This window comes from Saccharospirillum alexandrii (assembly GCF_004000275.1).
In the GTDB taxonomy this organism is placed as follows: domain Bacteria; phylum Pseudomonadota; class Gammaproteobacteria; order Pseudomonadales; family Natronospirillaceae; genus Saccharospirillum; species Saccharospirillum alexandrii.
Genome location: NZ_RCIP01000003.1, coordinates 395652 through 415261, shown reverse-complemented (window position 1 = coordinate 415261; position 19610 = coordinate 395652). Strand labels below are relative to the sequence as shown.

At 58.0% G+C, this 19610-nt stretch carries 16 protein-coding genes; 12 read left to right on the top strand and 4 right to left on the bottom strand.

The window, feature by feature from the left end:
• The first annotated feature begins 43 nt into the window (after positions 1-43).
• Positions 44-670: a DUF3047 domain-containing protein gene (locus EP166_RS15505; RefSeq protein ID WP_164743967.1), complete on the top strand. Its 627-nt coding sequence runs from the start codon at positions 44-46 to the stop codon at positions 668-670.
• 224 nt (positions 671-894) lie between these two features.
• Positions 895-1398 (top strand): DUF2244 domain-containing protein, encoded by a 504-nt coding sequence (locus EP166_RS15500; protein WP_220432598.1) that lies wholly within the window; start codon positions 895-897, stop codon positions 1396-1398.
• Between the two features lie 20 nt (positions 1399-1418).
• On the opposite strand, the gene EP166_RS15495 is transcribed toward EP166_RS15500, so the two are convergent.
• On the bottom strand, positions 1419-1928 hold the full coding sequence (locus EP166_RS15495) for a putative periplasmic lipoprotein (RefSeq protein ID WP_127558692.1): 510 nt from the start codon (positions 1926-1928) through the stop codon (positions 1419-1421).
• Between the two features lie 230 nt (positions 1929-2158).
• On the opposite strand from EP166_RS15495, the gene EP166_RS15490 reads away from it, so the two are divergent.
• From EP166_RS15490 to EP166_RS15450, 9 genes are all read left to right on the top strand, one after another.
• Positions 2159-3325 (top strand): isovaleryl-CoA dehydrogenase, encoded by a 1167-nt coding sequence (locus tag EP166_RS15490; protein WP_127558690.1) that lies wholly within the window; start codon positions 2159-2161, stop codon positions 3323-3325.
• Positions 3326-3774: 449 nt separating this feature from the next.
• A complete protein-coding gene (locus EP166_RS15485; protein ID WP_127558688.1) occupies positions 3775-4935 on the top strand; it encodes an acyl-CoA dehydrogenase family protein in 1161 nt (386 codons plus the stop codon).
• The gene (locus EP166_RS15480) at positions 4932-6539 is read left to right on the top strand and encodes a carboxyl transferase domain-containing protein (RefSeq protein WP_127558686.1); all 1608 of its coding nucleotides are present in this window, start codon (positions 4932-4934) and stop codon (positions 6537-6539) included. The genes EP166_RS15485 and EP166_RS15480 overlap by 4 nt, the downstream gene beginning before the upstream one ends.
• Before the next feature lie 221 nt (positions 6540-6760).
• The gene (locus EP166_RS15475; RefSeq protein ID WP_127558684.1) at positions 6761-7546 is read left to right on the top strand and encodes an enoyl-CoA hydratase/isomerase family protein; all 786 of its coding nucleotides are present in this window, start codon (positions 6761-6763) and stop codon (positions 7544-7546) included.
• Positions 7543-9528 (top strand): ATP-binding protein, encoded by a 1986-nt coding sequence (locus EP166_RS15470; protein WP_127558682.1) that lies wholly within the window; start codon positions 7543-7545, stop codon positions 9526-9528. Before EP166_RS15475 ends, EP166_RS15470 begins: the two co-directional genes overlap by 4 nt.
• Entirely contained in the window at positions 9525-10415 is an 891-nt protein-coding gene (locus EP166_RS15465; RefSeq protein WP_127558680.1) for a hydroxymethylglutaryl-CoA lyase, read from the top strand. Before EP166_RS15470 ends, EP166_RS15465 begins: the two co-directional genes overlap by 4 nt.
• 564 nt (positions 10416-10979) lie before the next feature.
• Positions 10980-12146 carry a thiamine pyrophosphate-dependent dehydrogenase E1 component subunit alpha gene (locus EP166_RS15460; RefSeq protein WP_127558678.1) on the top strand — a complete coding sequence of 389 codons (1167 nt, stop codon included), beginning with the start codon at positions 10980-10982 and terminating at the stop codon, positions 12144-12146.
• Entirely contained in the window at positions 12143-13120 is a 978-nt protein-coding gene (locus tag EP166_RS15455) for an alpha-ketoacid dehydrogenase subunit beta (RefSeq protein WP_127558676.1), read from the top strand. The genes EP166_RS15460 and EP166_RS15455 overlap by 4 nt, the downstream gene beginning before the upstream one ends.
• Positions 13121-13131: 11 nt before the next feature.
• Positions 13132-14718, top strand: coding sequence for a dihydrolipoyllysine-residue acetyltransferase (locus EP166_RS15450; protein ID WP_127558674.1), 1587 nt, complete (start codon positions 13132-13134; stop codon positions 14716-14718).
• A 302-nt stretch (positions 14719-15020) separates the two neighbouring features.
• On the opposite strand, the gene nfsA is transcribed toward EP166_RS15450, so the two are convergent.
• Positions 15021-15755, bottom strand: a complete 735-nt coding sequence (gene nfsA / locus EP166_RS15445) for an oxygen-insensitive NADPH nitroreductase (protein ID WP_127558672.1) — start codon at positions 15753-15755, stop codon at positions 15021-15023.
• Positions 15756-15920: 165 nt separating this feature from the next.
• Between nfsA and EP166_RS15440 the strand changes: the two genes are divergently transcribed.
• Positions 15921-16619, top strand: coding sequence for a putative 2OG-Fe(II) oxygenase (locus tag EP166_RS15440; protein WP_127558670.1), 699 nt, complete (start codon positions 15921-15923; stop codon positions 16617-16619).
• A gap of 258 nt (positions 16620-16877) precedes the next feature.
• Here EP166_RS15440 and EP166_RS15435 read toward each other — a convergent pair whose 3' ends face one another.
• Positions 16878-18410: a bifunctional GNAT family N-acetyltransferase/carbon-nitrogen hydrolase family protein gene (locus EP166_RS15435; protein WP_127558873.1), complete on the bottom strand. Its 1533-nt coding sequence runs from the start codon at positions 18408-18410 to the stop codon at positions 16878-16880.
• Positions 18411-18863: 453 nt separating this feature from the next.
• Entirely contained in the window at positions 18864-19442 is a 579-nt protein-coding gene (locus tag EP166_RS15430; protein WP_127558668.1) for an NnrU family protein, read from the bottom strand.
• Positions 19443-19610 lie beyond the last annotated feature (168 nt).

Here is a 19610-nt window from a genome sequence, read left to right as displayed (position 1 = left end):
TGGTGACGTGTGAAACCGGCGAATGATATGGAGTAACGTTTCAATGATACGCCCCCTGAGCGCTGTGCCAAGGCACGGCATCACATTTTTGCTGGCTCTTTACTTCGCGCCTGTCATGGCCGAGCCTTTGCCGCTGGACGCAATAGACACCTGGACGGAGCACAGCTTCGAAGGTGAGTCGCGGTTTGAATGGCTTGCCGACGAGGCCTGCCTGAGAATGAGGTCTGACAGTACGGCCTCGGCGCGAATATGGGAGCAGGCAGTTGAACTGGATAGCAGCACCCGGATCCGTTGGCGCTGGCGTCCTGCACAGGACATCTCTGGGGTTACGCGGCAGCAAAAGCCCGGCGATGATTTTGCTGGCCGCATCTATGTGGCGGTGGAGCATCCGCTGTTTTTCTGGCGCTCCCGGGTGCTGGCCTATGTGCACGCCCGTGAATTGGACGTCGATACTCACTGGCCCAACCCCTTTACCGGGCAGTTTCACATGTGGGTGGTCAGCAATGGTGACCCGGGCGACTGGCAACACATCGAACGGAGAATCCTCGATGACTGGGAAGTGGCCTTCGGTGACCGGCCCGAGCACTTTGACGCCATCGGCTTAATGGCCGATTCTGACAACAGCGGCCAGCAAACCGATTTGTGCCTGGCCGATCTTGAAGTGCAGTGACAGTTGGATCTCAGGTTTCTGAGTTCGGTTCACCTCAAAGGCGTTGGCCCGCACCGGATGCCGGGTATGCCTCTGTGGGGTCGGCGTAAATCCTTCCATGGAGCCTAGGCCGCAGCATCCCTGCTGCGGACTACCCCACAGAGGCATACCCGGCACCCGGTGCTAGTCTCCCGAGCAAACTCCGAAACTTGATTTAGGCGAGTTAAAGAGGAGTCGTAAAACGATTGGTCACCGTAAATGCGTCAGACAAAGGGCCTTTTCTGGTCCTGCAGCCCAACCGATCCATGAGCTGGCAGGGTACGATGAAAGTACTGGGCGCCCTGTTGCTGGTGTCGACGATCATCGTCGCCGGCATGGTCTGGATAGGTGCCTGGGTGGTGCTGCCGTTTGCCGGGCTGGAATGGCTGGCCGTAGCGGCTGGCCTGATCGTCACCGCCTGGCGTTGCCAGCAGCAGGAAGTACTCTGGTTCGAGGAAGATCAGATCCGGCTTGAACAGGGCGTTTACCGTCGGCAGCGCCACTGGGAGGGGCCGAGGCGCTATACCCGGCTGGTGATTTCACTGCCCACTCATCCGCTTGGGCCACCGCAGCTGGCACTCGCCTACCGGGATGACCAGCAGGCGTTTGCGGGTTTTTTAAACCCGGGGGATGTGGACTTGCTGATCAGCGAATGCCAGCGCCGGGGTATGCTGATCGACCGGCGCGCAGGGGATCAGTATCGGGTTTGAGGCCCGGATGGGAGCAGCGGTTATTCCGCCGGGCGCAACAGTGACCAGCCCTCGTACGTCTCGTCGGTCAGAATATCGCTCAGAAACAGCACTTCGGCTGCATCGCTGTCGAGGTCGGTAATGTCTACTTTGCGAGTGAACAACTTCTTCTCAACCATAACGTGCTTGGGCAGCGTCACATGCCCGGCTTCAACACTGAACTCACCCTCAATCTCGAACAGGCGAATGCCCCGGGCATCGCGCCGAACGTCTTCGCGTTTCACAAACCGGTACTCACCCGGCGCCAGCCGGCCCATCACGGCATAAGGCTGGTTTTCCACGACTGGCATGCGTAAACGGTGCTGTTCACCGGTGGTAACCTCTTCAACGGTGAACATGAAATCGTACTCCAGCTCGGTATCGCCACGGACTTCGATATCGGCAGCGAAAATCACCAGGCCTTCGTTCTCCCCGGCATAAGGGGCTTTGGTCGGGTTCGAAGAGCAAGCTGCCAGCGTGACAGCGGCGAGCAGAATCAGAAGGTGTTTCATGGGTTAACCTGTGGTTATTCGTGTTGGCGCTACCATACCCCATTGCCATAGCGCTGCGCAGCCCGCCTGACCCATCTTTTACAGACCCAGCCTGCCATGGCGCTTTCGGGGAAGCGTCAACTTCTCTTGACTACCGGTACTGCCGGTCTAAGTTGACGTTAACGTCAACGTTAATTAGCCTGCATCGACTGATCCCATTACAACAAATCCAACAGGACGGCAGATTCGCAATGAACACCTATCCCGCATTGAACTTCGGCCTGGGCGAGACCCTCGACATGCTGCGCGACACCGTCCGTGATTTCGCGCAGAAAGAAATCGCCCCGCGCGCCGCCGAGATCGACCACGACAACCTCTTCCCGGCCGACCTGTGGCAGAAATTCGGCGATCTGGGCCTGCTCGGCATCACCGTCGACGAAGAGCTGGGCGGCACCGGCATGGGCTACCTGGCCCACATGGTTGCCATGGAAGAAATCAGCCGGGCATCCGCCTCGGTGGGCCTGAGCTACGGCGCCCACTCGAACCTCTGCGTTAACCAGATTCGCCGCAATGGCAGCGCCGACCAGAAAGCCAAATACTTGCCCAAACTGATCAGCGGCGAGCACGTCGGCGCCCTGGCCATGAGCGAACCCGGCGCCGGTTCCGACGTGGTGAGCATGAAACTGAAAGCCGAACACAAGGGCGACCACTACCTGCTCAACGGCAACAAGATGTGGATCACCAACGGCCCGGACGCCGATGTTCTGGTGGTTTACGCCAAAACCGACCCGGCTGGCGGCAAACGCGGCATCACGGCCTTCCTGATCGAAAAAGACTTCCCCGGTTTCAGCACCGCCCAGAAACTCGACAAACTCGGCATGCGCGGTAGCAACACCTGCGAACTGGTGTTCGTCGACTGTAAAGTGCCGGTCGACAATGTCATGGGCCAAGAAGGCGATGGCGTAAAAATCCTGATGAGCGGCCTCGACTACGAACGCGCGGTACTCGCTGCAGGCCCGGTCGGCATCATGCAAGCCTGTCTCGATGTGGTACTGCCCTACGTGCACGAGCGCGAACAGTTCGGCCAGCCCATCGGTGAATTTCAGCTGGTGCAAGGCAAAGTCGCCGACATGTACACCCGCCTGAACGCCTGCCGCGCCTACGTCTATGCGGTCGGTGCGGCCTGCGACCGCGGAGAAACCGCCCGCAAAGACGCCGCCGGGGCCATCCTCTACGCTGCCGAAAACGCTACACAGGCGGCGCTCGATGCCATTCAGGTACTCGGCGGCAACGGCTACATCAACGAATACCCAACCGGCCGCCTGCTGCGCGACGCCAAACTCTACGAAATCGGCGCAGGCACCAGCGAAATTCGCCGCATGCTCATCGGCCGCGAACTGTTCAACGAAACCCGGTGAAGTTAACTCTGAGGTTGAATGACGGCTTCGGCAGCTTTGTGGCAGAAGTCGCTCTGGAGGCCGGGTACGGTTCTGGCGGGACGCTGTAAATACATCCATGTAGGCTCGGCGAGAGCCATCCATGGCTCTCGACGCCCGCCGGCACCGCACCCGACCCCCAGAGCTGGTCTACGGTGGTTGCATTAACCGTCTAAAAAATAGAAGCGTTTGTAGTACAGGAATTGAGTTAAACCACCTAGCAAGTGCTGGCTGCTGGGTGCACCTCTCCAGGGTAGTCCGTAACAAGGATGTTGCGGTCTAGGCCCCATGGATGGGTTCACGCCGACCCTGGAGAGGTGTACCCAGTGGCCAGCACGGACTCCTGGCATTGCTTAGGGTTCAACCGGGAAGCCTGGGAAATCAACTCCCGGCACCGAAGCAAACTGGATTCAAACGACAGGCACTTTTTCATGACAGTACAGTCCGATTTTGGGTTAAGTGATATTCAGATCATGATGCGTGATGCGGCGCGTGCCTTTGCGCGCGAGCAATTGAAACCGCATTCGGCTGAGTGGGATCGCAGTGGTGAGCACCCGGTTGATGTGATTCGGGTCATGGGTCAGCAGGGGTTTTATGGGTTGACCGTGCCGGAAGAACTTGGCGGTGTTGAGGCCGGGTATCTGACGTTGGCGCTGGTAGTTGAAGAAATTGCCCGGGGTGATGGCGCTTTGTCGACCATTACCTCTGTGATGAATTCTGTGGTGTGTGGACCCCTGCTTGGGTTTGGGTCTGCGGAACAGCAACAGGAATGGTTGGTGCCGCTGGCCAGCGGTGAAAAGCTGGGTGCGTTTTGTCTTACCGAGCCGCAGGCCGGATCGGATGCATCGGCGTTGAAAACCCGGGCGACTAAAACTGACAACGGCTGGGTGCTCAATGGCACCAAGCAGTTTATTACCAATGGTGCGATTGCTGATCTTGCCATTGTGTTTGCGGTGACGGACCCGGCGGCGGGTAAGAAAGGCATCAGCGCTTTTCTCGTGCCAACGCATCTGTCCGGCTACGAAGTGAGCCGGGTTGAAGAGAAAATGGGTCAGCGGGCTTCAGATACTGCGCAGCTGACTTTTAACGATCTGGCTTTGCCTGCTGATGCTTTGCTGGGCAAGGAAGGCCAGGGGTATTCGATTGCGCTTGGTAATCTTGAAGGTGGTCGCATTGGTATTGCCGCGCAGTGTGTGGGTATGGCGCAGGCGGCGCATGAAGTGGCCTGTGCTTACGCACTTGAACGCACCAGTTTTGGCGAGCCTTTAATGACGTATCAGGCCGTAAGTTTTCGGCTGGCGAACATGGCGACGCAAATTGAAGCTGCCCGGCAACTGGTGTGGCATGCGGCGCGGCTGAAAGACGCCGGTCTGCCCTGTTTGCGGGAAGCGGCGATGGCCAAGGTGTTTGCCAGTGAAATGGCCGAAAAAGTCTGTTCCGATGCACTGCAGACACTGGGCGGCTATGGTTACCTGAGTGATTTCCCGCTGGAGCAGATTGCCCGGGATGTGCGGGTCACCAAGATCTACGAAGGCACCAGCGACATTCAGAATTTACTTATCGTTCGATCCATTGAGGAGCGTGGCGCATGAGCCGGATTCAATCGCGCATCGACGTGCGCGGCGAACAGTTTCAGCGACAGGATAAAGCGAACCGCGAGCTGCGAGATCAATTGCAACAGCGCTTGCATCAGGTTGAACTGGGTGGCGGCGAAGGACCACGCGCAAAACACCTGGCCAGAGGAAAACGCCTGCCGCGTGAGCGCATCGAACGGTTGCTGGATGCCGGGTCACCCTTTCTGGAAATAGCGCCATTGGCCGCCTGGGGCCTTTACGACAACGCTGTGCCCAGCGCCGGGGTAATTGCTGGCATTGGCCGGGTCGAAGGTATTGATTGCCTGATTGTCGCGAACGACGCAACGGTTAAGGGCGGTACCTATTACCCGATGACGGTGAAAAAACATTTGCGGGCTCAGGCTATCGCTGCCGAAAACCGTTTGCCCTGTATTTATCTTGTCGATAGCGGCGGTGCCTATTTGCCACTGCAAGACGAAGTCTTCCCCGATCGCGAACATTTTGGCCGCATCTTTTTTAATCAGGCCAACCTGTCGGCTCAGGGGATTCCACAACTTGCCGTTGTGATGGGCTCCTGCACCGCAGGTGGTGCCTATGTTCCCGCGATGTGTGATCAAAGCATTATCGTGCGCAACCAAGGCACCATTTTTCTCGGCGGCCCACCGCTGGTAAAAGCCGCCACCGGCGAAGAAGTCTCGGCCGAAGATCTGGGTGGCGGTGATGTACACGCACGCACCAGTGGCGTCGCCGACTACCTGGCCGACAACGATGATCATGCACTGGTGCAGGCGCGCCAGGCCGTTCGTCATTTTAACTGGCCCGCCAAACCAGAGCGGGGTCTGCAACCCGCCGAGCCACCGGCCTACCCGGCCGAAGAAATCTACGGTCTGATCCCAGACGATACCCGCACCCCCATCGATGCCCGTGAACTGATTGCGCGCATTGTCGATGGCTCCAGGCTGGATGAATTCAAAGCCCTGTATGGCGCCACTTTGGTCTGCGGTTTCGCTCATATCGAAGGCCAGCCGGTCGGTATTCTCGCCAACAACGGCATTCTGTTTTCAGAATCGGCGTTAAAGGGCGCGCACTTTATCGAACTGTGCAATCAGCGCGACATCCCACTGGTTTTCTTGCAAAACATCAGCGGTTTTATGGTCGGCAAGAAATACGAAAATGGCGGTATCGCCAAAGACGGCGCCAAACTCGTCACCGCCGTGGCCTGCGCGAAAGTGCCCAAGTACACCATCATCACCGGCGGCAGCTTTGGCGCCGGTAATTACGGCATGTGCGGCCGCGCTTATGATCCAAGGTTTCTGTGGACCTGGCCCAATGCGCGTATCTCGGTGATGGGGGGTGAGCAGGCGGCGAACGTTTTGGCCACCGTAAAAGCCGACCAGAAAGCAGCGGCCGGCGAGCCGATGAGCGATGCGGAGTTGGCCGATTTCAAAGCACCGATTCAGGCTCAGTACGAAACTCAGGGCGATCCCTATTACGCAACGGGCCGGTTATGGGACGACGGCATCATCGATCCGGCCGACACCCGTGCCGTGCTCGCATTGGCACTCTCAGCCAGTCGTAACGCACCAACTGAACCAACACGCTATGGCGTGTTCAGAATGTAATTGACCTAAATTTGGAATCGGCAGCCAAGTGAGTGCCAGGCGGCGGATGTACCGATCCGGGGAAGTCCGCAACATGGATGCTGCGGTCTAGGCCCCATGGACGGGTTGAGTGGGCGGCACCCCGCCCGGCCCCGGATCGGTATATCCGCTGGCTGGTACGGACCCAAGGCAATACAGTCCAGTGGGCCTCCGAATAGAGACTGTTTGAGACAGGAGTTGTTATGCAGGCACTAACTGTTCGACACGAAGGCGTAGTCGCTTATCTGACACTGAATCGACCGGAGGTTCGCAATGCCTTTGGTGCGGAACTGATTGCTGAGCTGACGCATCAGATCGACGAACTTGATGCTAACCCCGCCGTTAGAGTTCTGGTGTTGCAAGCCAAAGGCAAACATTTCAGTGCCGGTGCCGATCTGAACTGGATGCGAGCGATGAAAGACCGCACCGAAAACGAGAACCGGGACGACGCGCGAAAACTGGCGACGTTGATGCAGAAACTCGATGCCTGTCGCAAACCGCTGGTGGGGGTTACCCAGGGGGCGGCCATGGGTGGTGGCGTTGGCTTGCTGGCTTGTTGTGACATTGTGCTGGCCACCAAGAATGCGTTTTTTGCACTGAGCGAAGTTCGGCTTGGGTTAACCCCGGCAACGATTTCACCCTTTGTGGTAGGCGCTATAGGTGCACGGCAGGCGCGTCGCTATTTTCAGACTGGGGAGCGTTTTACGGCCCAGCAGGCCTGCGCTATGGGCCTAGTGCACGAAGTGGTCGATGAAGAAGATCTGGCGGCTGAACTGTCGCGACTGCTCAGCGACCTGACCGCCGGTGGCCCCGAGGCCCAGGCCATGGCCAAAGCCCTGGTCAAAGACGTTGCTCAGCGCCCGGTCGACGATGAACTTATGGATGAGCTTGCCGAACGCATCGGCCGTCAACGCGTCGGTGCCGAAGGCCAGGAAGGGCTGACCGCCTTTCTCGACAAGCGCAACCCGAACTGGATTGAACCCTCATGAAACGCATACACCGTTTACTCATCGCCAACCGCGGCGAAATTGCCCGGCGCATTCAGCGCAGCGCTCGCGCCCTTGGTATTGAAACCGTTGCGGTCTATTCCGACGCCGATCGAAACGCCCTGCATGTGCGTGAAGCCGATCACGCCATTTGCCTGGGTGGCACCACAGCAAGCCAGAGTTATTTGAATCGCGATGCCCTGCTGGCAGCCGTACGCGACACCGGTGCCGATGCCGTACACCCGGGCTATGGTTTCTTGTCGGAAGACGCCGACTTCGCCGAGGCCGTGACTGAAGCCGGCATCGCCTGGGTCGGGCCACCGCCTGCTGCGATGCGTGCCATGGCCTCGAAGGCCGCCGCCAAGCAAACGCTGGAACCGCGAGGCGTGCCGATGATTCCCGGTTACCACGGCGCTGACCAAAGCGATGCCCGCCTGTTGGAAGAAGCCGAACGCATCGGCTTCCCGTTGCTGGTAAAGGCCTCGGCCGGGGGCGGTGGTAAGGGCATGCGTGTGGTTGAAAAACTCGAGCTGGTTGCCGATGCCCTGGAAAGCGCCCGCCGCGAAGCGCGCAACGCGTTCGGCGACGACCGCTTGTTGCTGGAACGCTACCTGGTTAGCCCGCGCCATGTTGAAGTGCAGATCATGTCCGATACGCACGGCAACGTCTGGTCATTGTTTGAACGCGATTGTTCACTGCAACGGCGCCACCAGAAAGTGGTCGAAGAAGCCCCGGCTCCCGCGCTCAATGACGACACCCGCAAGGCCATGTGGCAGGCAGCCGAAGTGGCTGCATCGAGCATCGGCTATGTTGGCGCCGGCACGGTCGAATACATCGTCGACGCCAGTGGTGACTTCTTCTTTCTGGAAATGAACACCCGCCTGCAAGTCGAACACCCGGTCACCGAATGCGTTACCGGGCTCGACCTGGTCGCGCTTCAGTTGCGCATTGCCGAAGGCGAGTCTTTACCGGAAGAGCGCCCTGCGACTCCAAAGGGCCACGCCTTTGAAGTGCGTCTCTATGCCGAAGACCCGGATCAGGACTTCCGCCCGACCACCGGAACCCTCAGCCACGTCGTCTGGCCTCAGGGCCCGGGTGTACGCGTTGATACCGGCATCGAAAGTGGCAGCGAGGTGTCACCCTTCTACGACCCGATGCTTGCCAAACTGATCGTGCACGGCGCCAACCGGGACGAAGCCCTGGCCCGCCTGAACCGAGCGCTGGCTGAAACCCGACTGGTCGGCCTTACGACGAATTTGAACTTCCTGCGCCGCCTCTGCGCTGCCACCGATGTCGCCGATTTCAACATCCACACCCACTGGATCGAAGCTCACCGAGACCTTTGGCAACGCCAGCCAGACCAACCTGCTTGCTGGTCGGCCCTGGCCGCCAGCGTGGTGCAGAACCAGCGAGATGCCACACACACCGACCCCTGGCAGCGGCTTTCCGGCTGGCGCCGGTTTCAGCAACGGCGCTGGTTGTACAACCGCAGCGAAACTGAGCAATGCGCGGTCACCGAGCACCAGGGCGTCTGGCAAGCGCATTGCGCCTCTGAAACGCTGACCCTGAGTGATGTTACTGTCGAGCTTCTGGGTGGTGCGCATTTCCGCCTGCAAGGCAGAGAAGGTCAGCGCCGTTGTCAGTTGGACGCCTGGCCCGATGCTACCGGCATTGAAGTAGACGACGGCCACAGTCGCTGGCACCAGGTTTGGTGGCAGGCTGAGGCCGCTCATGAGGATGGCCAGGGCGGCGATGGACAGGTTAAAGCATTAATGCCCGGCACGGTGACCGCCTTACACCAGAAGGCAGGTGCCCGGGTAAAACGCGGCGACAAGATCCTGTCGATGGAAGCCATGAAAATGGAAACCACCCTGACTGCCCCTGTAGACGGCACTCTCGTGCAATGCTCACTCGTGGTCGGCGATCGGGTCGACGATGGCCAGGTGCTGTTTGTAGTGGACCCTGAAGAGGAGGCCGCCGCATGAGCCGACCCGCGGTAAATCTCGTTGAAGTCGGGCCGCGTGACGGCCTGCAAAATGAATCGACGCCCCTGTCGGTCGCTGACCGGCTGGAGCTGATTCGGCGGTTGGTCGAGGCGGGCTTAACGACGGTCGAGGCAGGCAGCTTTGTTTCGCCCAAATGGGTCCCGCAAATGGGCGGAACCGATCAGGTTCTGGCCGGGCTCGACCTGAACAATGTCGAACGCTACCCGGTGCTGGTACCCAACCTGAAAGGCTGGGAAGCCGCCCGGGTCTGCGGCGCGAAAGACATCGCCATTTTCGGGGCCGCCAGCGAGACCTTCAGTCAGAAAAACATCAACTGCTCCATCAAAGAGAGCCTGGCCCGCTTCAAGCCGGTAGCAGAACAGGCACTGGCCGCCGACGTCCGCGTACGCGGCTACGTCAGCTGCCTGGTCGCCTGCCCGTACGAAGGCGAAATCACCCCGGCGCAGGTGCTGCCCGTTGTCCGCGCCCTGTTCGATTTGGGCTGCTACGAAGTCAGCCTGGGTGACACCATCGGTCGCGGCACGCCACGCCAAATCAAAGCCGTCCTCACCGCGCTGCTGGCCGAACACGACGCCGATCAACTGGCGCTCCACTGTCACGACACCTACGGCATGGCCGCCGCCAACATCATGGCTGGCCTCGACCTCGGCATCCGCACCTTCGACAGCAGCGTCGGCGGTGCCGGCGGCTGCCCCTATGCGCCCGGGGCCAGCGGCAATGTCGCCACCGAGGAGGTGGTCTACCTTCTGGAAAACGAGGGCTTCGATACCGGCGTCGATCTTGAGGAACTGGCGGCTACAGGTCGGTGGTTGTTTGAAAGGCTAGGCAAGCCCGTGCCTTCCAAGGTTAACCAGGCTATGGGTTGAGGTCCGTGGCACGTTGTTGAGCGGCCTGGGAGGTTTGGGCGGGGTGTTGGGTATGCCTTTTGCGGACACGCCGTAAACCCCTCCATGGGGGCTCGAAGATCACATCCATGTGATCTAACGGTCCGAAAAAGGCATACCCAACACCCCTGAAGCTGCCAATGTGGTTTCGATCCGGCCAAATAATAATGACTAAAAGATATGGATAGACTGGGTTCATCTTTCGATGGTTTTTTTGGCTTAACCACCCAAGACCAGCGATGGGTGTCGGGTGCAGCCTTGGCGGGGCGTCGGTCACCATGGATGGTGACCGTCGAGCTTACATGGATGTATTTACAGCGACCCGCCAAGGCTGTACCCGGCGCCCATCGCGGCCCAAAGCCACAACCGTAAACCCAGCCCAACAGGGTAACTCATGCCATCAATACAGACGTGGCTGTCAACCAAACGATTAGCCCCTAAGCTAACCAGAACCGGGGTGATCCCCTGGCAAAAATAGAACATTGAGCGGGAGCGCCCAAAAGGCGGTCTGAATGTTAACAAACTATAAGAACAGGAATGGGTCCTATGAGTAAAAGCATCCATAAGCCAGGCTTTGTGCTGGGCGATGCCCTCGATATCCCCACCTTTAAAGTATTGAAGCAGGACGGCACCTTGTATAAGGGGGCGCAGGAGCCTGAATTTGATAAAGAGATGGCGTTGAAGCTGTATGACGACCTGGTGTTCATTCGGGTGTTGGATGAACGCATGGTTGGGGCGCAGCGCCAGGGTCGTATTCCGTTTTATCTGGCCTCGCTGGGTGAAGAAGCCGCGAGTGTCGGTAGTGCGGGTGCGCTGAAGCCTCAGGATATGATCTTTGCCCAGTATCGGGAGCAGGGCGCTCTGCGTCACCGGGGGTTCAGTGTCGACCAGTTTATGGACCAGTGCTTTTCCAACGAGCGCGATCTTGGCAAGGGCCGCCAGATGCCGATTCACTACGGCAGCAAAGCGCTGAATTACAACACCATTTCCTCGCCCCTCGGTACCCAGATTCCGCAAGCCGCCGGTTATGCCTATGGCCAGAAGCTCGACGGTATTGATGCCTGCACCATCTGTTATTTTGGTGAAGGTGCGGCCAGTGAGGGTGACTTTCATGCCGGCCTGAATATGGCGGCCGTGCTGAAATGCCCGACGATCTTCTTGTGTCGAAATAACGGTTATGCAATTTCAACGCCCTCGGCCGAACAGTTCAGTGGCGATGGCGTCGCATCGCGCGGTATTGGGTATGGCATTGCCACGTTGCGTGTTGATGGTAACGACTTGCTGGCTGTGTATGCGGCGACGGTTGCAGCGCGGGCCTATGCCTTGGAGCACAATGCACCGGTGTTGATCGAAGCCATGTCCTACCGGCTCGGCGCGCATTCCACGTCCGATGACCCGACCGGTTATCGCTCCAAAGACGAAGAAGCCCAGTGGGCCAAAAAAGACCCGATTCTGCGTTACAAACACTGGCTAACGAACAAGGGCTGGTGGAGCGATGAGCAGGAGAAAACCCTCTACGCCGAACACCGGTCCAACATTCTGGCTGCGATGAAAGCCGCCGAGAAGCGGCCGGTGCCGACGATCGATCATCTGATTACCGACGTTTACGACGAACCCACACCGCATTTGCGTCAGCAACTGAAACAGCTGAAAGCGCACATGCGCAAATACCCGGATCAGTATCCAAAAACATCAGGGAGGTTGGACGCATGAGTCAGATGAATCTGTTGCAGGCGATCAACAACGCCCTGATCACCGCCATGGAAAAAGACGACAAGGTCGTCTGCTTTGGCGAAGACGTCGGTCATTTCGGCGGGGTGTTTCGGGCGACCAGTCACTTGCAGGAAAAGTTCGGCCGGGCGCGCTGTTTCAATACGCCGCTGACCGAGCAGGGGATTATTGGGTTCGCCAATGGCCTGGCCTCGCAGGGGCACAAGGCCATCGCTGAAATTCAGTTCGGAGATTATATTTTTCCGGCATTTGACCAGATCGTTAACGAAACTGCCAAGTTCCGTTACCGCAGCGGTAATGAATTTAACGTCGGTGGGCTGACTATACGCACGCCTTATGGCGGTGGAATTCGTGGTGGGCACTATCACTCGCAAAGCCCGGAAGCCTATTTTGCGCATACCCCCGGCTTGAAAATCGTCGTGCCGCGCAACCCGCATCAGGCCAAAGGGTTGTTGCTGGCGTCGATTCGTGACGACAATCCGGTGATCTTCTTTGAACCGAAGCGCTTGTATCGCGCGGCGGTGGGTGATGTTCCCGAAGAGGATTACGAGCTGCCCATTGGCGTCGCTGAAACGGTTCGCGAAGGGCAGGATTGCACGCTGCTCGCCTGGGGCGCCCAGATGGAAGTGGCCAGCAAGGCTGCCGAGCGAGCCGAGAAAGAAGGCATCGACTGCGAAGTCATCGATCTGCGCAGTATTCTGCCCTGGGATGTAGACGCCGTGGTCGCCTCGGTGAAAAAAACCGGCCGTCTCGTTGTTACCCACGAAGCCCCGCTGACCAATGGCTTTGGTGCCGAGATCGCCGCCACCGTTCAGGAACAGGCGTTCTTGTCTCTCGAAGCTCCGGTGAGTCGTGTCTGCGGGCTCGATGTGCCGTATCCCTTGTCTCACGAGGCTGAATACATGCCGGACGAGACCAAGGTCTTCGAAGCCATTGTCGCCACGATGAATTATTAAGGAGCAGGACCATGAAAGAAGATTTTATCCTGCCGGACATCGGCGAAGGCATTGTTGAGTGTGAACTGGTGGAGTGGCTGGTTGAAGAAGGCGACACCGTGGTCGAAGACCAGCCGGTGGCCGACGTTCAAACCGACAAGGCACTGGTGCAAATTCCCGCCAAGCACGCGGGCCGGGTGTTGAAACGGTACGTTGAGCAGGGCGAGATAGCGAAAGTACATGCGCCCTTGTTCGCGCTCGAGATCGCAGACGAAGCGTCCGTTTCAACGAATAAGATGGATGAAAAGGCAAAGCCGGAAACCCCCGGGGCCGAACAACCGACAGCTCAACCCGTAACGCAAAACGATTACGAAGAAGATTTCATTCTGCCGGATATCGGCGAAGGAATTGTCGAATGCGAACTGGTTGAATGGCTGGTCGAAGAGGGCGATATCGTCACCGAAGATCAGCCGGTAGCCGATGTGCAAACCGACAAAGCCCTGGTGCAGATTCCTGCCAAACACGCAGGCCGCGTCGTAAAACGCTACGTCGAACAAGGCGAGATCGCCAAAGTGCACTCACCCCTGTTCCGGCTTGCACTGAGCGACTACGAAGGTCATGCACCCACCGCCCCGGCGGTCGCCCAACCCAAGGCACCGGAAGCGGTGACGCAAACACGCCAGAGCATCAGCAGCACCGATGAAAACCGGCGCAAGGTACTGGCAACTCCTGCGGTACGGCGCATCGCCCGGGAGCATGATATTGAACTGGGCAATGTACCGGCATCCGGCAAGAATGGCCGGGTTTTGAAAGAGGACATGCTGCGTTTTCTGGGCGAACTGGAAGGCGAACCGGCACCCAAAGCCAAACCGGCGGACTCAGCCAAACCCAAAGCGAGACCGGCAGGCAAGGGCGACGTCGAAGTCATCCCGGTCAAGGGCATGCGCGCGGCCATGGCCCGGCAGATGACGCACTCGGCCCAGACCATTCCGCACTTCACCTATTCCGAAGAAATCGACGTCACCGAACTGACCCGGCTGCGCCGTTCGCTGAACCAGCGACTGGAAAGCCAGGGCGTTAAGCTCACCGTAATGAGCCTGTTCATCAAAAGCCTCTCGGTTGCACTGAAGCGCCACCCAATCGTAAACAGTCACATGAGCGATGCTGGCGATGAGATTCACCAGTTTGCCGATCACAACATCGGCATGGCGGTAGACTCACCCATGGGCCTGCTGGTGCCAAACATCAAAGGCGTTCAAAACCTGAGCCTGCTGGAACTGGCCGATGAAATAAAACGCCTGACCGAGGCTGGTCGATCGGGTCGATTGAGCCCGGATGATTTGAAAGGCGGCACCATCACCGTTTCCAACATCGGTTCCATTGGCGGTACCGTCACCACACCCATCGTCAATGCGCCCGAAGTGGCGATTGTGGGTATCGGTCGCCTGCAACGCCTGCCAAGACCCAACAACGATGATGAACTCGAAATTCGGGACATTATCCAGGTTAGTTGGTCTGGTGATCACCGTGTGTTGGACGGCGGTACCATTGCTCGTTTCTGCAATGACTGGAAAGCGCTTTTGGAGCAGCCGCAAGAAATGGTGTTGTGGATGGTGTAGATACGTGTAGGTAAGGCTCGGAGTCTGATCGCTAGTGCCATGAATCAGACATTCTAGCTAGTTCAACCACGGATGATCTAAGGACTGTCGGGTGCGTCTACTGGGGGTCGTCAGACCGCATGGACGCGGGCTGCGAGCTTACAGGGATGTATTTACAGCGTGCCCCCAGTAGACGTACCCGGCAGTCCGATTGGCACAAAAGTAAGCGTTGTTACCGTCGCCTATTATCCCGAGAATTTCTGATTCATGGCACTAGCAGCCCCAAACCCGACAGCAAGCCGGGCCAAGGTTGGTTAAGCATCTTACTTCAACAAAAACCCACGTTTCTGCAAGAACGGCAACATGTGTGGTCGCGCTTCTTTTTGTAGCATGCCTGAGATCTGTTCGCTCCAGCTCTGGCTCTTCGGATTGCCACTGCGGGTCGCGTAATAATGGCGGACGTGTTCGTCGTAGTCTTTTACCGTGGCCACATCGTCTGGCTCATAACCATTCTGCTTCAGCACAACCGAGACCGGCAGCCGGGGTTTGACCTCCGGGTTCTGGTCCGGGTAGCCGATGCAGAGGCCGAACACCGGGTAGACCAGATCGGGCAGGCCGAGGACTTCACTGACGCCTTCCGGGTTATTGCGCAACGCGCCGATGTAGCAGATGCCGAGATCCTGGGATTCGGCTGCGACGACCAGATTCTGGGCAAACAGAGCGGCATCGACCGACGCGGTTAGGAATTGCTCTGTAAAACCGCTCAGCATGGGAGCATCGTGCATTTCGCAAGCTTGCTTGTGGCGGTTCATATCAGCACAGAACACGAAAAAGACCGGCGCTTCGTTAATGTATTTCTGGTTATTACCCAATTCAGCCAGCTTGGCGCGCTTTTCCGGGTCGGTGACCTGAATGACCGTCGTCGTCTGAATAAAACTCGAGGTCGCAGCACCCTGGCCACAACGGATCAGATCTTCAACCAGTTCCTGCGGAACTGGTTTGTCGGTAAAGGCGCGAATAGAGCGGTGGGACTGGAGCAACTGGGTAACAGCGTTCATTCAAATCTCCGGATTGGGGTTTTACAATAGGTTCAGAGTAACACGGGCGGGCCGATCAGGGTCGACCGCTTCGTTCCCGCAACGCAACAGCCTGCAACGTTTGTCTGGCCGGGGCCCTGGCCGTACACTGGTGCCAACCAGACGTTACTATCGGGCCTGTTTGTCATGAGCCAAGACTCCCAACCAAGTACCACTACCGTTGCCAGTTCAGATGATGCCGCGACGATCGAACCGATTCCTCTATGGGGCAGCGAACTGTTCATCGCAACCCTGGCCGAGCATTCACTGATTGCCAGCCATCTGATTTCACACATCTACCGCCATCACGCCCAGCACAAAACGGCCGTCGCCAGTGAGGTCGCGGTAGGCGCCAAGCAACACCTATTCGAGAGCGAGCTGGACTTTCTCGATAGCGACGACCTCGACGTGCAGGTACTCAACCAGGCGTTATCGTCACTGGTTCTGGACATCGCCGCCTATGTAAACGAAGGCCACTGGCCTGAGGATGCCAGCGCCGAAGCCACCATCACCGAAAGCTGGTACCACCTTACCCAGACGGGCGGCTACCACGATGCCCACTCCCACCCCAACTGCTCCTGGTGCGGTATCTACTACCTCGATGCGGGCGATACCGACTTCGACCGGCGCAGCGGCGTAAACCGATTTTACGACCCAAGGGTCAATGCCGATCATTTTCTGGATGCGGGCAGTCTCTATCTGAACGGGCAGGGTATTTACGACATTCAGCCTGTCGCCGGGCAGGTGGTGATTTTTCCATCTTATTTAAAGCACTCTGCCCTGCCTTATTTCGGCAGCAAAGACCGGGTTGTTGTGGCGTTTAATGCAAGAGTCGACTTTGTCTAACTCAAGATTCGGAGTTCGCGCTCCAGGCTAGCGACGGCTGCCTGGGATGCTCCTGCGGGGGTATCTGAGGCATGGACTAAAACGCCAGGAGCGTTTTAGCATGAGCGCAGCGAGCCCGAAGGGTGAATCCCATGGAAGGGATTCATATCCCGAAGTTAAGCCTACATGGAAGTATTCACGGCGCCCCCGCAGGAGCATCCCAGGTGGCCGTCGCGGGTTCCATGCTATGTAACCAATTCGAACTCCGAATCTTGAGGTTTAAGTTGGATTCCGCCGCGTCAAGCTGAACAGGTCTTTGCGCCGGTCTTTCAGGTTAGTAACCGAGCCTTCACTGCGCACCAGCTTCAGTTTGTTGAAATCGAGATCCGAGAAGAAAATCATCTCGGTGTTGGGCGTGGTTTCGTTCAGCACCGCATCGTGCGGGAAGGCGAAATCCGACGGGCTGAAGACCGCGCTCTGGGCGTACTGAATGTCGAGGTTCTCGATCGATGGCAAGTTGCCCACGCTGCCGCACAAGACCACATAGCACTCGTTTTCAATCGCCCGGGCCTGGGCGCAATGGCGCACGCGCAGGTAACCGTTTTTGGTATCGGTCCAGAACGGCACGAACAGGATGTCCATATCATCATCGGCCAGCAGCCGGCTCAGCTCCGGGAACTCAACGTCGTAACAGACCTGCATGCCAATGCGCCCGGCATCGGTGTCGAACACCGCCAGTTCATTGCCACCTTCAATGATCCAGTCGCGCCGTTCCTGAGGCGTAATGTGCAGCTTGGCCTGTCGCTCCTGGGTACCATCGCGCCGGAACAGGTAGGCAATGTTGTACAGGTAGCCATCTTCATCGGCCTCAATCATGGAGCCACCGATGATGTTGATGTTGTAGCTGACCGCCATCCGGCTCATTTCGGTCTTGAAGCGTTCCGTAAAGGTACCCAGAAAGCGAATCGCCTCGACCTGATCGGTCTGATCCGTCAGGCCCATCAGCGGGGCGTTAAACAATTCTGGGAAGACGGCAAAATCACTCTGGTAGCCCGACAGCGCATCCACGAAGTATTCAACTTGCTGCAATACGTCTTCAACGGACGCAAACTCCCGCATTTGCCACTGAACGGCGCCAACCCGGGCATGATTTCGGGTGTTATCGAGCACCCGGTCGGCCGGCTCATAGAGAATGTTGTTCCACTCCAGCAGGGTAGCGAAGCCCAGGGATTTCTCGTCTTCCGGCAAATAACGCCGCATCAGGCGTTTTACCTGAAAATCGTTGGCCAGCTGGAACGACAGAATCGGGTCGTGTATTTCCTTGCGGGCGACCTGTTCAATGTATTCCGTCGGCTTCAGCTCGTCGGCATGTTCGTGGTAATTGGGAATGCGCCCACCGGCCAAAATGGCACGCAGGTTCAATTGCCGGCACAACTCCTTGCGCGAGTCGTAAAGCCGACGGCCCAGGCGGTGCCCCCGGTAATCCGGGTCGATCAGTACATCGAGCCCGTACATGGCATCGCCGCTGGTGTTGTTCAGAATGATCTCGCGCTGGCCGATCAGGTCGTCGTATTTGTGCGGGTTGGAGAAGGTGGTGTAGTCCACCAGCACACTCAACGCCACGCCGACCAGTTCACCATCGTCATCAATGGCGATCTGGCCGTCCGGAAAATCCGTTATCAGCCGGTTAATCGTGTCTTCCGGCCAGGCACCGCCAATATCGTCGTATACCCGGTCCATCAGTTTCTGGAGTTGGGGGTAGTCGCCCACCACCAAATTACGCAGGTGAAGGTGGAGATCGTCAGATTGCATCATCGGCTATGTCCTGAGGGTGTCGCTCGCTACGGAGGCAATCGTTCGTGTCGGCAACCGGGCTAACCTTTCCGGGGTCGGCATAAACCCATCCCTGGGGCCTAGACCGCAGCATCCTTGCTGCGGACTTCCCCGGAAAGGTCAGCCCGGTCACCGCCACTTAGTATGGTGCCTGCCTTTGAATGTGAGCTTTAAAGAATTAGACGGTTAGTTTACCAGTTTGTCTGGGGGTCTGCTGAGAAGCTGGGGCTTGTAGAACTCAAGTTTCGGTGTTCGCCGAGGAGACTAGCACCGGGTGCCGGGTATACCTCTGTGGGGTAGTCCGCAGCAGGGATGCTGCGGCCTAGGCTCCATGGACGGATTTACGCCGACCCCACAGAGGTATACCCGGTATCCGGTGCGGGCCAATACCGCAGAATCAAATCGAACTCCGAAACTGGCGCTGTAGAAAACTCAACCGAAGGGCGGAACGCCGATTAGCCATTGGTGAGCCCAGAAGGCGAACAGAACATAGGCGATGAGGCCCCCGGCTACGGCGAAAACGTCGCATTTGGCGCTTTTGACCGGGTATTGGGTATTGTTTGCCCGATCTTTACGGCGGGCATGAATGAAATACACCACGCCCCAGGCCAGGAAGCTGCCGAACAGCAGAATGTCAGCCAGCGTACCGTTGGCGATTAAATGGGCAATGGCCCAGGTTTTTACCGCCAGTATCATGGGGTGGCCAAACCGGGCTTTGATGCGATTGCCCGGCACATAGGCGGCGGCAAGAAAAACAAAGGCGGGTATCATCAGCAGTGCCGAGAGGTGGCGCGTCCAGCCGGGGGCGAACCAGACCCAGACTGGTTCGAGCCGGGCCATGCCATAGCCCCAGATGATCAGGCCAAAGCCCAGCAACGAGAGCAAACTGTACAAGCCTTTCCAGGGCATCAGACCCATCTGGCGAATCATCGATTCGCGCCATCGCGGAGCCAAAATGTGGGTGGAATGCATGCCGAGAAATATAACCAGGCCGATGACCAGTGCGATCATGTTAAATCCTTTTTGACACGGTTTGGGAAGGGAATTGCCGTACAGATTAGCGGAGCGCAGGCGGGCTGTACACTGGCTGATAGTCACCCGTGTGAACTTCTTCCGGAAGCTGTCAGTTACAGCCCACCGTCACTTTATGCTTGAGTGTCGGCGATACCTTCGATACAA

Bases quoted from the DNA above. Each gene is read 5' to 3' on its own strand.
- EP166_RS15505 (WP_164743967.1), top strand. From the start codon at position 44: ATGATACGCCCCCTGAGCGCTGTGCCAAGGCACGGCATCACATTTTTG.
- EP166_RS15495 (WP_127558692.1), bottom strand. From the start codon at position 1,928: ATGAAACACCTTCTGATTCTGCTCGCCGCTGTCACGCTGGCAGCTTGC.
- EP166_RS15490 (WP_127558690.1), top strand. From the start codon at position 2,159: ATGAACACCTATCCCGCATTGAACTTCGGCCTGGGCGAGACCCTCGAC.
- EP166_RS15485 (WP_127558688.1), top strand. From the start codon at position 3,775: ATGACAGTACAGTCCGATTTTGGGTTAAGTGATATTCAGATCATGATG.
- EP166_RS15480 (WP_127558686.1), top strand. From the start codon at position 4,932: ATGAGCCGGATTCAATCGCGCATCGACGTGCGCGGCGAACAGTTTCAG.
- EP166_RS15475 (WP_127558684.1), top strand. From the start codon at position 6,761: ATGCAGGCACTAACTGTTCGACACGAAGGCGTAGTCGCTTATCTGACA.
- EP166_RS15470 (WP_127558682.1), top strand. From the start codon at position 7,543: ATGAAACGCATACACCGTTTACTCATCGCCAACCGCGGCGAAATTGCC.
- EP166_RS15465 (WP_127558680.1), top strand. From the start codon at position 9,525: ATGAGCCGACCCGCGGTAAATCTCGTTGAAGTCGGGCCGCGTGACGGC.
- EP166_RS15460 (WP_127558678.1), top strand. From the start codon at position 10,980: ATGAGTAAAAGCATCCATAAGCCAGGCTTTGTGCTGGGCGATGCCCTC.
- EP166_RS15455 (WP_127558676.1), top strand. From the start codon at position 12,143: ATGAGTCAGATGAATCTGTTGCAGGCGATCAACAACGCCCTGATCACC.
- EP166_RS15450 (WP_127558674.1), top strand. From the start codon at position 13,132: ATGAAAGAAGATTTTATCCTGCCGGACATCGGCGAAGGCATTGTTGAG.
- nfsA (WP_127558672.1), bottom strand. From the start codon at position 15,755: ATGAACGCTGTTACCCAGTTGCTCCAGTCCCACCGCTCTATTCGCGCC.
- EP166_RS15440 (WP_127558670.1), top strand. From the start codon at position 15,921: ATGAGCCAAGACTCCCAACCAAGTACCACTACCGTTGCCAGTTCAGAT.
- EP166_RS15435 (WP_127558873.1), bottom strand. From the start codon at position 18,410: ATGCAATCTGACGATCTCCACCTTCACCTGCGTAATTTGGTGGTGGGC.
- EP166_RS15430 (WP_127558668.1), bottom strand. From the start codon at position 19,442: ATGATCGCACTGGTCATCGGCCTGGTTATATTTCTCGGCATGCATTCC.